At 58.0% G+C, this 12,581-nt stretch carries 10 protein-coding genes and 1 tRNA gene; 3 read left to right on the top strand and 8 right to left on the bottom strand.

The genetic code is table 11. From position 1 onward, the window contains the following. The 4 genes from DBR30_RS03705 to DBR30_RS03690 all read right to left on the bottom strand — a co-directional run. Positions 1 to 750 (bottom strand): KAP family P-loop NTPase fold protein (locus DBR30_RS03705; protein WP_219927547.1); only part of this gene is annotated, 750 nt, incomplete at its 3' end. A gap of 389 nt (positions 751 to 1,139) precedes the next feature. After that, complete coding sequence (locus tag DBR30_RS03700) at positions 1,140 to 2,639, bottom strand: histidine-type phosphatase (RefSeq protein ID WP_108540988.1); 1,500 nt, start codon at positions 2,637 to 2,639, stop codon at positions 1,140 to 1,142. A 287-nt stretch (positions 2,640 to 2,926) separates the two neighbouring features. Continuing rightward, positions 2,927 to 3,556, bottom strand: coding sequence for a hypothetical protein (locus DBR30_RS03695; RefSeq protein WP_108540989.1), 630 nt, complete (start codon positions 3,554 to 3,556; stop codon positions 2,927 to 2,929). 357 nt (positions 3,557 to 3,913) lie between these two features. Next, complete coding sequence (locus DBR30_RS03690; protein ID WP_108540990.1) at positions 3,914 to 4,522, bottom strand: short chain dehydrogenase; 609 nt, start codon at positions 4,520 to 4,522, stop codon at positions 3,914 to 3,916. Positions 4,523 to 4,627: 105 nt separating this feature from the next. On the opposite strand from DBR30_RS03690, the gene DBR30_RS03685 reads away from it, so the two are divergent. Both DBR30_RS03685 and DBR30_RS03680 read left to right on the top strand, forming a co-directional pair. Further along, a complete protein-coding gene (locus DBR30_RS03685; protein ID WP_108540991.1) occupies positions 4,628 to 5,512 on the top strand; it encodes a LysR family transcriptional regulator in 885 nt (294 codons plus the stop codon). A gap of 128 nt (positions 5,513 to 5,640) precedes the next feature. Next, on the top strand, positions 5,641 to 6,555 hold the full coding sequence (locus DBR30_RS03680; protein WP_108540992.1) for a Gfo/Idh/MocA family protein: 915 nt from the start codon (positions 5,641 to 5,643) through the stop codon (positions 6,553 to 6,555). A gap of 111 nt (positions 6,556 to 6,666) precedes the next feature. On the opposite strand, the gene DBR30_RS03675 is transcribed toward DBR30_RS03680, so the two are convergent. The 3 genes from DBR30_RS03675 to DBR30_RS03665 form a co-directional block, all read right to left on the bottom strand. Further along, positions 6,667 to 7,017, bottom strand: coding sequence for a TusE/DsrC/DsvC family sulfur relay protein (locus tag DBR30_RS03675; RefSeq protein ID WP_042656148.1), 351 nt, complete (start codon positions 7,015 to 7,017; stop codon positions 6,667 to 6,669). A 23-nt stretch (positions 7,018 to 7,040) separates the two neighbouring features. Continuing rightward, positions 7,041 to 9,206 carry a YccS family putative transporter gene (gene yccS, locus DBR30_RS03670; RefSeq protein ID WP_108540993.1) on the bottom strand — a complete coding sequence of 722 codons (2,166 nt, stop codon included), beginning with the start codon at positions 9,204 to 9,206 and terminating at the stop codon, positions 7,041 to 7,043. Positions 9,207 to 9,370: 164 nt separating this feature from the next. Then, the gene (locus DBR30_RS03665) at positions 9,371 to 10,027 is read right to left on the bottom strand and encodes a Bax inhibitor-1/YccA family protein (protein WP_005338308.1); all 657 of its coding nucleotides are present in this window, start codon (positions 10,025 to 10,027) and stop codon (positions 9,371 to 9,373) included. A gap of 208 nt (positions 10,028 to 10,235) precedes the next feature. Here DBR30_RS03665 and DBR30_RS03660 point away from each other — a divergent pair. Then, positions 10,236 to 10,323 (top strand) — tRNA-Ser (locus tag DBR30_RS03660). A 104-nt stretch (positions 10,324 to 10,427) separates the two neighbouring features. On the opposite strand, the gene DBR30_RS03655 is transcribed toward DBR30_RS03660, so the two are convergent. Beyond that, the gene (locus DBR30_RS03655; protein ID WP_108540994.1) at positions 10,428 to 12,233 is read right to left on the bottom strand and encodes an amidohydrolase; all 1,806 of its coding nucleotides are present in this window, start codon (positions 12,231 to 12,233) and stop codon (positions 10,428 to 10,430) included. Positions 12,234 to 12,581 lie beyond the last annotated feature (348 nt).

Raw genomic sequence — 12,581 nt, 5'->3', positions numbered from 1 at the left:
TATTACAGGAAGGGGGACTCTGAGTTGAATGATTTTATTTATATATTCGTGAGAGTTTATTATATCATTTTTATCTAGCACAGAAGTCAGATAGTTAGGGTCAAATGCTAATAAAAATGATGTGCTTGGGAAATCTGCGGCAGCTTTGACTAACCGAAGAACTTGAAATGTTTCAACTGGTGTTAACCGATCAATATCATCGATTATAACAATAATAGGTCTATTTATTTTTGAAATTGCTTTGATGACACTATTTTTTTTGCCAATTAAATCAAGCTTTTTAAGTTCTGCAATCTTTTTTGTCGCATTACCAAACCTTGAAAAAACATTCTCAATTATTGATGCCCAAGGTTCAGCTCCTGGTACCAGTTTGGCAACGCTGAATAGGCTAGAATATGTAATCAGTTCTTTGGCTGCGTTTAATGCATCCTCTGATGCATCTCTAATATTTAACTGGGCAGAAAATTGTAATAAAAAATCCTGAATTAAAGACTCTGGTTTTCCTGCTAGCCATGGATTGTATTCCACGATTATTGGGAAGCTATCTTTCTCATTTAGGGCACCTTTAACAAGGTTTATTACGGATGTTTTCCCAGACCCCCACTCACCTTCTAGAGAAACAGTCAGGCTGCTTTCTCCGTGATTTAATAATAATATGCTTGCAAGATTGTTAGCAAAATCAGCCCTATTTAACACGTCTGGATCATTGTAACCACCATGAATAGGCTGATCGTTATGATATTTTCCCATTTTTTGCCTGTATTAGATTATTGTGACTAGTAATTGATGTTATAAAATAAGAAGTCAGGGACATTCATCATTTCTAGTGAAAGCGTAAGTCAATAAAAATCTATGCGCCCGTGGATTACAGCTTCCAATATGCTCCCTTGACCCGCGCTGGCAGCAACCCATCGCAGTTCAACAGGTTCTGAGTAGCCATGGTAAGCCAAACGAAACTGCCGAGGCGAGCCTTAAAGTGACTTAACTATCAGAAATTAATCGTTTTTTGAGCTTGATCAGCAAATGGAGCCGGAAGGCGGCTTTATAGCCATATCCCGCTTTGGCAAGCAGGAAAGGGGAGTGGATTGGGGCGACCTGCTGGCCGCCCCTGGTGATTGCCATATCCGGCGCGCGAAGGGTTAGCCGTTATAGCCGTAGCAGCGCTTGAGCTCCTCGAAGTCGTAGTAGTGGCTGCCGCTTTGGTAGGGTTGGCAGCCCGTCTTAAAGGCGATCTCCTTTTCGTTGTAGAGCATCTTGACCAGCACCTGCCGCTGCACGTTCTGGTAGATATCCCACTGAATATTGGCGGTATAGGGGGAGACCCAGCCGCCGCGCCACTCGTTGTTCTGCTGGCTGAACAGCTGATCCGGGCTGGCCCCCTGACGGCTCCCTTCCAGCTTCATCAGGGCGGCGAGGGGGATAATGGCTTCGGCGTGGGCAAAGCGCAGGGTGGCCCGTCGGCTCTGCTCGCCTTCCACTACCTGACGCTGCACCTCGCCAAACAGGCCGTCGAGCAGCGGCTGGGCAATGGCGTAGGGGGCACTCTGGTTGGCAAAGCTCGGCCCCTTCTCGTAGAAATCTTCCGCATCGGAGAGGTAGGAGAACCAGGCTGACTCCTGTGGGGTAAGGAACTGCTCCAGCGCCCAAGGCTCGCTGCCCTGTGCCTGCGCTTCGCGGATCATGCCGGGGCCGATGATAAAGAGGTTGTAGAGCATCAGGGCCGCATCCACCTCGTCGCGCACATAGGTCATGCCGCCATCCTCCGGGTTGACGGCGACAAACTCGACGCCGCCCGCCAGATAGTCGACAAACCCCTTGCTGTAGATACGCTCCAGCATGCTGCGGGCCATCTCTTTGGTCTTGCTCAGGTTTTTAAGCTGATCCAGCGCCCTGGCCAGCTCGGGGGCCGGGGCGATTGCGGCATCTTCGTCACCGATAAAGTGCTGGTAGCTCTCATAGGCGGGCAGGTAGCGGGCGTAATCCCCCTCGGGCGTGGTCTTGTGGAAGTAGAGCTCGAACTTGTTGACCAGTTTTTTGTCGATCTTCGAGGGGTCATCCTGTGTGAGGTAGCACTGCGCCGAGTCGCTGACATAGTTCACGTTGCGCTTGAGGCTCTCCATAAAGTAGAAGGCGCTTTCGTTGGCCCTGTCTTTGCCCGAGGTGACCACCTTGATGCAGTGGGGCTCGCTGCTGTTGAGCAGGTTCGGCAGCCGCGCCGCCAGCCGGGTGGCGAGGTTGGCGTGCTCCTCCTTGCCCAGCGCCGAGAGCAGGCCATAGCCCAGTTTCTGGTTGGCGGCCGTCACCAGATCGACCTTGCCTCCCAGCCCCTGCCCGAGAGTGGTGAGCGCCCCCTGACGCTGCGCCTCTTCCCAGACCAGCTTGGTCAGCACGTCATATTTCGGGCTGGAGAGGGAGCGCGAGCCGTGGCGCGCCACCATCTCGGTAAAGACCGGGCTGAACCCCTGGGGCGCTGGCTCGTAGCTCTCCGCCTGCTGTTGCGGGCTATAGACCGCTTTGGTGCTGTATTGATAGGCGGTTTTGCCCTGGCTGTCGGCAGATGATTCGTTCTCTGACTGGCAGCCGCCAAGCAAGACCAGCGAGACGGCCAAAGCCACATAAGAAGAGCGCGGGAAAGTCATGATGTTCCTTATCTATCCATATGAAAAATAAGTGAAAAACTCTATGACTTGAAAATGACCGCGGGATGTCAGCCAGATGACAGGCTGATGACTTCTGATAAAGCAGTAAGCAAGGGGAGGGGCAGGAGATGGCTATAGGGAAGGCAATAGAGGCTCAACCAACCACTGCGCCTGTCACGGCTGAGTGGTCAGTGAGCGCGTTTGGGATGGGGGCTTATTGTCTTACCTCCTGCCCCGTCATCTTGATCCAAAGGGGGGGCAATTAAAGGTTGCCAATTAAGGGATGCTCAATACCACGCCAATAAGGCATCGAACATGCGGGTATGGGTCACTTGCAGGTTTGCCGCCTTGGTAGAAATGGCTGCGCTATAGAGCTGGACGCCGGGTTCGTTATGACTCTGCACCAGATAGTTTTTGTGGCGACAGGCCCCGTAGAGGGAGAGGCTTTTTCTCGCGCAGTGGCCGAGAAACAGCACCCCAGCAAGGCCGATTATCAGGCTGGAGATATCGATCAGATTGATGGCGGGCAGGGCAAATTGTGCCTCGGCCTGCTGCGCGAATTCATAGAGTGACATGGCAAACATGGCGCCGCAGAACAGCAGTTTGAGGCGGGCGAGGCTGGTGAGTTTGCTCTGCATCACTTCCGGCGAGACAAAATAGAGATTCTCCAGATGCCGTCTCTGCTCCTTGATAAGGATCCCGCGCACATTGACATCAACCTCGACCTGGGTCGATTCGCGATAGACCAGCCCCTGTTTTTCCCACTCGTCTGCCAGCATGGCAACCAGCACCGGATAGACGGCAATGGCCAGGCCGCAATAGATCGGCAGCGCCTTGTATCCGCTGGATATCAGCCCAACTGACAATATTGCGAATATATAGGGCGACAAGGCTTTGAGTGCAATTGATGATTTCATCGTTATACATCCATAAATAACGCGTTTTATAAGTGCCGATAGCGCACAGGCAATAGTGGCCGCGCCAATAAGCAGCGGCCAAACAGGGCGTTGGTCAGCGGTAATCCATTCCGGCAAATAGCCTGAAATAGTCCCTTTGCTCGGCAACAGGGACAAGAGCGCCATAGTAAGCCAAACGAGGCCGATCTGACAGTGACCCGGATGACATAAATCTGTGTGCCGCCGTCGAAATGAAATCATATTTTGTCGCTACTCCGGTTCCTCTATGCAAAAAGCCCCGAGAGCAGAGTGCTTTCGGGGAAGAGGAAAAACATCGACAAGGAATTACAAAGGCATTGGGGTCACACCTGAACCGGATCAGGCATCGACATAGAGCACCTGACCGCTAATAAAGCCATCGACGGAGCGCTCAAACGCCTTGCCGACCAGGGCGCCCGGCACCGGCTGGAAGCCCGGCATCATCTCGCCATATACGTCCCACGCCTCTTCCAGTACGGTCGGGTTGACCACATTGATGCGGATGCCGCGGGGCAGCTCGTGGGCCACGCACTGGACAAAGGTATCGATGGCGCCGCTGGTGGTGGCATCGGCAATGGCCAGCGGGATCGGCTTGATATTGAGGATGCCGGAGATCAGGGTGAAGGAGCCCCCCTGATTGATGTAGTTAAGGCCGATATTGACCAGATTGATCTGCCCCATCAGCTTGCTCTGGATGGTGGTTTGCCACTGCTCGTCGCTCATCTCGCCAAAGGGGGCGTATTCGCAATAGCCGGCGGTATTGACCACCGCATCGAAGGTGCCGACCTGCTGGTAGAGCCGCTCGATAGACTCTCTGCTGGTGATATCCACCTGAAAATCACACCCCTCGCCGGAGCGGCTGGCGGTAATGACTTTGTGCTTGCCCAAACCACTGAGGGCGGCTTGCCCCATTTTCCCCTGAGCACCAATCAGAATGACTGTTTTCATCGTTAACCTCGCTTTGCTGGAAGAGCTGCAAGGTTAGAGAGCCACTGATACAATGTAAATCATGGGTGATTTGTATGTGATACAACTTAAATTGGTGAGATGAGGGTGGAGAAGATCGATATCAGGCAGATGCGGGTGCTGGTGCTGCTGGTCAGATACAAGAGTGTGTCGCGGGTGGCCGAGCTGCTGGAAATCTCGCAGCAGGGGGTGAGCAGCCATCTGAAAAAGCTGCGCGACGCCTTTCCCGCCGAGCTGTTTATCCGCCAGAGCGCCGGATTGCAGCCGACCGACTACGCCTGCGAGCTGGCCGCCAAGTTTGAGCAGATCCTGGCCGACATCGACGGGGTCTTTGTGGCTGCCCCCTTCGTTCCGGCCAGCAGCCAGCGCACCTTCAGGGTGATGGCCAACGAGTATGCCCAGCTCGCCATTATCCCAAGGTTGGCGAGCGCTCTGCGGCGTCAGGCGCCCTCCATCCGGCTCAATGTGGTGGACTTTCAGGCCGAGCTGCATCTGGACGCGCTGGCCAGCGGCGAGACGGATCTGGTGATTGGCTTTGATGCCTACATCGACCCGGGGTTGCTGCGCGCCACCCTGCGCCGGGATCACTACTGCTGCGTGCTGCGCCAGGACTCCCGATATCTTCGGGATAATGCCCAGCCGCAGGATATGGCGGCCATCCCCTTTGTGCAGTTCGCCAACAGCGTCGGCAATTTTGAAGGGCAGATGAGCCCGCAGCAGGTCGCTCGCTCGGCGGTGGCGACGCTCCCCTGTTACACCTCGTTGCAAGCCTTTATGTCGGTCAATGACGTGGCGGCCTGCATTCCATCGGCCATTGCCGCCCTCGGGGATTTTCGCACCGTGGCGCTGGCCGGGGTGCCGCAGCAGTTCGAGGTGGTGGTCGGCAGACACAGAAAAAGTCAGGGCAATCTGGCTATCGAGTGGCTGGCCGAGGTGATCAAGTCGGTCAGCGATCTTGCCATGCCGAGATAACATCGCCGTTTGCACAGAGCTGCACATGCCAGCCAGTGCGCTAACGGCAGGCTGGATCTGCGGGGGAAATCCTGCGATGGTGCGGGCAGTTTTCCGCTTGTCCCGTTATCGAGTGAAAAGGAGTTGAGATGCGCATTGCCATGATTGGTCTGGGGGATATCGCCCAAAAAGCCTATCTGCCGCTGCTGACGAGCGATGAGCGGGTCACCCCGCTGCTCTGCACCCGCAATCCGGCGGTGCTGGAGAAGCTCGCCCGCCAGTATCGGGTCGCCGAGTGCTTTACCGATGTGGCCGCCCTGCTGGCCAGCCGCCCCGATGCCGTGATGATCCACGCCGCCACCGCCGTCCACAGCCAGATTGCCGAGCAGTGCCTGCGCGCCGGGATCCCCACCTTTGTCGACAAGCCGCTGTGTGACAATCTTGCCGAGGCCGAGGAGCTTGCCAATCTCGCCATGGCGCAGGATTGTGCGCTGTTTGTCGGTTTCAACCGCCGCTATCTGCCCGCCATGGATGCCGCCCGTGCCCAGCCGCTCACAGAGCTCAACTGGCAAAAACACCGCTTCGACCTGCCGGGGCGGGCGCGGGATTTTCTGTTCGACGATTTTATCCATGTGCTCGACAGTCTCTGTTTTTATGGCGGCGCGCCACAGGGGGATTTTCAGGCGGTGCTGCGGCCAAGTGCCCAGGACCAGCGCCTGCTGGCCGGGGTGAGCGTTAGCTGGCAGAGCGGGGATCGCGCTATCAGCGGCAGCATGAACCGCAGCGCCGGGATCACCGAGGAGCGCATCGACGCCTACGGCGACAACCTCTCCCTGCACCTTGAGAACTGTACTCGCGGCATCATCGCCCGCGACAAGCAGGCGCAGACGCTGGCCCCCAACGACTGGCAGCCTGTGTTGGCCCAGCGCGGCTTTGCCGCCATGCTGGAACACTGGTATCAGCAGATTGAATCGGGCAAGGCCGATAGCGAGCTGATCGCCTCCTACCTGCACGGTCACCGGCTGGCAGAGCAGTTGGTGGCACTGGCTGACAAGCGGAGTTAAGGCTGGCTGGAAGTCTGAGAGATATGAAGACGAGGTGCGCGAAGATCGTGCACCAAAAACAACGGGGGCCGCAGTTGCGGCCCCCGTTGTTATGGGATGAGATGCATGGGATCAGATGCACTTCACCGGTTTGGGCAGGCCGCCAATCTTGGTCGCCTGCTTGGCGGGCCCTTCCGGGAACAGCTTGTAGAGGTAGCGGCTGTTGCCCTTCTCGGGGCCGTACTGCTTCTCCATCGCCTTGACCAGCGCGCGGATGGCGGGGGAGGTGTTGAACTCCAGATAGAAGGCACGCACAAAACGCACCACTTCCCAGTGCGGCTCCTCCAGCTCGATCCCCTCCTGCGCAGCCAGCACCAGCGCCAGCTCCTCGCTCCAGTCGTTGCTGTTGAGCAGGTAGCCCTTGGCATCGGTCTTTATGAGTTGGCCGTTGAATTCCAGCTGATGTTGTTCGGACGCAGACATGGGGCTCCTCGCTAATGGGGCTATCAGGATTGGGCGGGCATGGTAGCGCCTTGATCCCCGGTGAGCAACCGGCTCTCGTTGGCCAGATGCAGCAACTGATCCGCCAGCTCGCTGATGAGGTTGAGCTGCTGGGTCAGCATCAACTGCTCCTCGCTGCACTCCTGGTCGCCATCCGGGGTGATCAGCAGGTTCTTGTTGCCGATGGAGCTGGAGGGGTTACCCGCCAGATGGCCAGCGGCCTGCTCCAGGGTGTGGCAGATATGGTGGCGCAGCTCCTCCAGCCCGTTTACTGCCTCCAGCTTGTCGCGATGGGCTCCCAGCGCCGAGATATAGGAGAGCAGGGCGTGGTTGCGCCAGGTGAGGGTAAAGCAGAGATCGAGGAAACGGCGGCGCTTTTGCGGCTCCACCAGCATGCTCTGCCAGGCGGTGGCCAGCTCGCTATCCGCCAGATGGGCGCTCTTGCGCGCTACCCGATAGTCGATGGACTCATCCCGCTGCTGGGTGAGGCTCGCCAGCACCGCCGAGAGGTAGCGGGCGTTGGCCGACAGCGAATTGGCGATCAGGGTCGGCAGCCGCTTGTATTGCCAGTCCGGCCAGAGCCAGGCCACCAGCCCGTAGGAGATCAGGCAGCCGAGCAGGGTATCGAGCAAGCGCGGCCCCAGAATAGCAAAGCCGATGCCATCGAGCAGGTTGAACGCCATCAGCACATAGAGGGTGATAAAGCAGACCGCGGCGCTGTAGTTGTTGCGCACCTGGGTGAAGAACAGGAAGGCGGCCAGCCCCATCACTACCAGCTGGACGTGCAGCTCGGGGAACAGCCAGAGCACCGGAATACCCACCAGTATCCCGACAAAGGTGCCGAGCATCCGCTGCACCAGTCGGCGGCGGGTGGCGCTGTAGCTGGGTTGGCAGACAAACAGCACTGTGAGCAATATCCAGTAACCCTTTTCCAGATCAAAGGCTTGCAGTATGCCGTAGCCAATCACCAGCCCGAGCGACAAGCGCAATGCATGGCGAAACACCATGGAGTGCAGGGTGAGGTGCTGCTTGAGCTGGGTCAGCAGCGGCAAGCGGGGCGGGCGCGCCAGTGCGGGCAGGTTTTGCGGCGCCTGATCGGGGTTTTGCAGCCCCTCGGCGCTGCCCAGCAGTTGGTTGATGTTGGCCAGATTGCGGCGCAGGAACTTCATCGGCGTCAGCAGGGTTTTCGGGTAGTGCTGCTTGAGGTGGGTGAACTCCAGCTGATCGCCAAGGGCCTGCAACGTCCAGTGGATGCGCTTGTTATGGGCGTAGGGCTTGTGTACCAGAATGGCGTAACCGAGCCGCTGACACGCCTCGGAGAGTTGCAGGAACACCTCCTGAAATCCTTCCAGTACGATGCCCTGCTTGAGCTCCGCTTCCAGCCGGCTGTAGGGGTAGTGGCTGGAGGTGGCTCGCTCGTGAATCTCCAGCGCCAGCAGATAGAGGCGCAGCAGGCTGGCCAGCTCGGGGCTGGCCGGATGGCGGCGGCTCAGGCGGGCGTTGAGGGTCGATTTGGTGAGGGTCAGCGCACTCACCAGATTGATGTTGAGCTGGGCCAGATTGTGGCGAATGGCCTGAGCGCCGTGCTCGTCCGCCGGGAAGAAGCGGGACTTTTCCAGCAGGTAGCGGCCAAGGGCGAAGTAGCTCTGGGCCAGCTGCTCGTGCAGGGTCTTGTAGGGCAGCAGCCAGAGCCAGATGAAAGAGACCAGCCCGTACCAGAGGGCGCCGGCGCCGAGTGCCAGCGGCTGGTAGAAGAGATCCGGCGCCTTGGCGGCACCCAGCATGGTGTAAATGGCGATGAGCAGCGAGCCGAAGCTGATGGTGGCGTAGCGGGCACCGAGCGCCCCCACCATCACAAAGATAAAGGTGGAGCTGGCGAGCCCGATGGCAAACAGCCAGGGAGTGGGGTAGAGATACTGCACGCACAGGGACGCGAACATGAAGCAGATGAGCGTCATGGCGAGGTTTTTGAGCCGTCCCCACAGGCTGTCGTCGGTTTCGGCGATGGCGCCCGCTACTACCCCGAGGGAGAGCAGCACGGTGAGCTGGATATTACCGGTGGCCAGGGTGAAGGCGAGCAGACCGAGAATGGCCAGCAGCACTTTGAGAGCGAAGTAGATGTGACTATCGGTCAGCAGTCGGCGCAGCAGGCCAGAGAGATCCATCGGCATGAAACAGGAACAACCCTTGAACGGAACGAGGGCAGGATGTTACCCCGCCAAGCGAGAAGCGGCCCTGATTTGGATCAGGGCCGCTTCGCATCATATCCTTGATTTGCAACTTATCCTGACAGAAACAGGAGCCAATAAAAACCCCGCCGAAGCGGGGTTTTTGATTAGTTGCGGTTGCCGCCAAGCAGGCTCAGCAGGCTCAGGAAAATGTTGTAGATGGAGACATACAGAGTGACGGTGGCGGAGATGTAGTTGGTCTCGCCGCCGCGCACGATCTGCTGGGTAGTCAGCAGGATGGCACCGGAAGAGAACAGCATGAACATGGCGGACAGAGCCAGGCTCAGGGCGCTCATCTGCAGGAAGATGTTGGCAATCATGGCAACCAGCAGTACCCAGAAACCGACGAACAGCATGCCGCCGATGAAAGAGAGGTCACGCTTGGTGGTCAGGGCATAGGCCGACAGACCGAAGAAGGTGAGCGCGGTGCCGCCAAGGGCGGTCATCACGATCTCGCCACCACCATTGTTCATGTACATGTTGATGATGGGGCCCAGGCTATAGCCCAGCAGACCGGTCAGGGCGAAGGTGAAGACCAGCCCCATGCCGTTGTTGCGATTCTTCTCGGTCAGGAACATCAGACCGTAGACGCCGATCAGGAACACGGCCCAGTGCAGCGGCGGCATGTTCATCACGGTAGCGACCCCCGCCACCACGGCAGAGAAGCCCAGAGTGAGGGAGAGCAGCATATAGGTGTTACGCAGCACCTTGTTGGTATCGCGTACGGCACTTTGGGTGCCAGTGTAGATAGAACGGGTATCCATCTTGGGTGTCCTCTTGATGTCCGGGTGAGACGGCGAGCAGCCGCCTCGTGATCGCTGTTTGTTACTGCATGTTTACGCATTGTATGTAGAACAAATAGGGATGACGAGGAACAATTTCAAGCCACCTGCCATTTTGCTCTCGCACACTATCCCACAGGAAATATGTATTGCATATGAACAAGGGCTTAGCGTAGTATGCACGCCGTTCGGAGGGGTGGCAGAGCGGCTGAATGCACCGGTCTTGAAAACCGGCGATGGGCGACCATCCGTGGGTTCAAATCCCACCTCCTCCGCCATATTCAAAGAGAAAGCCCAAGCGGTCACCCGCTTGGGCTTTTTTGTATCTGCATTTTGGCGCTAAAGGCATGGCCCAACGCTGGAAGGCGTCAGGCCATGGGGTCTAGTGTGGCTGATGATGCAATAGGCCTGCTGCCACCATGGCTGTCGTGGCTACCGCACTGCAGCGTGCAGAGTCTGTACAGCCTGTCGACTCCTGAGCGCTCTGCCCGTCACGTTGGTAGATGGAGACCCCCTCCTTTATCGTCTCTTCGATCCGGATATCGGCCAAGGTCTCGGGTTTGACCTTGAGCGGATTTGCCGAGAGCACCACCAGGTCTGCCAGCTTGCCGACCTCCAGAGAACCTTTGTCGTGCTCCTCCTTGTATTGGGTGGCCGCCCACAGGGTCTGTGCCTTCAGTCCATCCAGAGCGGAGACCCGTTGATCCGGCCCGATGGGGCGTCCGGTACGGCTGATCCGGTTGACGGTCGCATAATAGACCCGCATGGCATCAGGCAATGCCACGGGGGAGTCGTGGTGGGAGGTGAAGATCATCCCCAGTTCTCGCGCCCATCCGGTGGGAGAGATATGCTGCGCCCGCTCCTTGCCTAGCACGGAATCACTGTGCCAATCCCCCCAGTAAAAGGTGTGCATCGGGAAGAAGGAGGGGAAGATGCCGAGTCGCTGGAATGAGGCGACCTGATCCTTGCGGGCGGTCTGGGCATGGATGGCAACGAAGCCGCGATCCGGTTTGCCATGTTGCTTCTCGCTGGCCTCAATCCCCTTGATCAGCTGATCGATGGCCGCATCACCGTTGACGTGGGTGAGCAGCTGCCAGCCATTGCGCTGGGCCAGTTCGATGTAGTGGGCGGCCTGCTCGTCGCTCATGCTGGGATAGCCCTTGTAATCGGCCTTTTGCCCAGCTGGGGGAACGAAATAGGGCTGGGTCAACCAGGCAGTCTTGCCCTGGGGGGAGCCATCAAGATTGAGCTTGGCCCCAGCGACCCGAAAACCGTTCATGTACTGCTGGGCGTAGTAAGGCGGGGCGATAACGTCCCGCGCGATCTGGATGTCGGGATAGGCCGCCACATCGAGGGGCAGCTTCTCTTTTTGGGCCAGCTGGTACATGGTCTTGACGGCGGAGGTAGAGGCGCGTCCCTCCTGAGCCGTGGTGTAGCCGAAGCTGGCATAGAGTGTCATGCCTGCCTTGAAAATTGCCTCGTTTTCTCTGTCGTTCAAGTTGGCGAACATCGGCAGCAAGGCGCCGAAGAAGGCGGTCTCCTCCAGAACGCCGTTCGGGGTCTTGCCGTCCTCTTCACGGCGGATCTTGCCCCCTTCCGGATCCTTGCTGTCCGGGCCGAATCCGGCCAGCGCCAGTGCCTTGCTATTGAGTGTCGCAAGGTGACCCGACTGGTGAATGATGAGCACCGGGAGCTCTTGTGATACGGCATCGAGCTCCTGACGAGTGGGGTGGCGTTTTTCCTTGAGCTGGGAGTCGTCATAACCGAAACCCAGGATGATCCCGTGCGCCTTGTTTTGCGGCTTGGCGACCCAGTTTCGCAGCGCCTGCTGCAGGTCCGCAATACCGGTCACGGTGCCATCAGGCGGGGCCAGCAGGTTGGCCGAAAGCGCCTGGATCCCGGTGTTGAATACGTGACCATGGGCATCGATAAAGCCCGGGATCAGGGTCTTGCCCTGCAGGTCGACCACCCGGGTTCCTTCATCACGCAGCTTGAGAATGTCGGCCTCACTGCCCAGCGCCAGAATGCGGCCATTTTTGACGGCCAGCGCCTGCGCCGTCGGAGCCGCATCATTGACGGTAACGATATCGCCACCGAGATAAATGGTCTGGGCGGTGGGTTTGGCGGGGCTTGCGGCATTGGCCGAACTTGCCGCCAGCAATGCGATGGCGATAGGGGTGATTTTCATGTGACATGCTCCATGCTGAAAGGTCACTGGGGGAAGGATCACGGCGTTTGCCCAATCAGGCAGGTTGTGAAGGAAATATGCAGAATATACAAGGATATACCCCGCTCAAATGTGACGCAGCAATGAATTTACCGGCTCCGTCACAAAAGCACGGGCCACTCCCTGGCCCCGTACCGGCTCCCCTGTCATCACTATTACGGTCGCCACTCCCGATAGCTGGCGAGGCGGTAGCCGCGCTCCGCGATCAGGGCGGGTAGGGACGGGTCGGTCAGGATCGCCAGTTCGTTGAGGCGTGGCTGGCAGTAGGAGCTGCCTTGCATCGCCAGATCGATAAAGGAGGGGTGGCAC

The organism is Aeromonas sp. HMWF017, from assembly GCF_003061465.1.
Lineage (GTDB): Bacteria > Pseudomonadota > Gammaproteobacteria > Enterobacterales > Aeromonadaceae > Aeromonas > Aeromonas veronii.
This window is presented reverse-complemented; position numbering and strand designations above follow the sequence as displayed.

Bases quoted from the DNA above. Each gene is read 5' to 3' on its own strand.
- DBR30_RS03700 (WP_108540988.1), bottom strand. From the start codon at position 2,639: ATGACTTTCCCGCGCTCTTCTTATGTGGCTTTGGCCGTCTCGCTGGTC.
- DBR30_RS03695 (WP_108540989.1), bottom strand. From the start codon at position 3,556: ATGAAATCATCAATTGCACTCAAAGCCTTGTCGCCCTATATATTCGCA.
- DBR30_RS03690 (WP_108540990.1), bottom strand. From the start codon at position 4,522: ATGAAAACAGTCATTCTGATTGGTGCTCAGGGGAAAATGGGGCAAGCC.
- DBR30_RS03680 (WP_108540992.1), top strand. From the start codon at position 5,641: ATGCGCATTGCCATGATTGGTCTGGGGGATATCGCCCAAAAAGCCTAT.
- DBR30_RS03675 (WP_042656148.1), bottom strand. From the start codon at position 7,017: ATGTCTGCGTCCGAACAACATCAGCTGGAATTCAACGGCCAACTCATA.
- yccS (WP_108540993.1), bottom strand. From the start codon at position 9,206: ATGCCGATGGATCTCTCTGGCCTGCTGCGCCGACTGCTGACCGATAGT.
- DBR30_RS03665 (WP_005338308.1), bottom strand. From the start codon at position 10,027: ATGGATACCCGTTCTATCTACACTGGCACCCAAAGTGCCGTACGCGAT.
- DBR30_RS03655 (WP_108540994.1), bottom strand. From the start codon at position 12,233: ATGAAAATCACCCCTATCGCCATCGCATTGCTGGCGGCAAGTTCGGCC.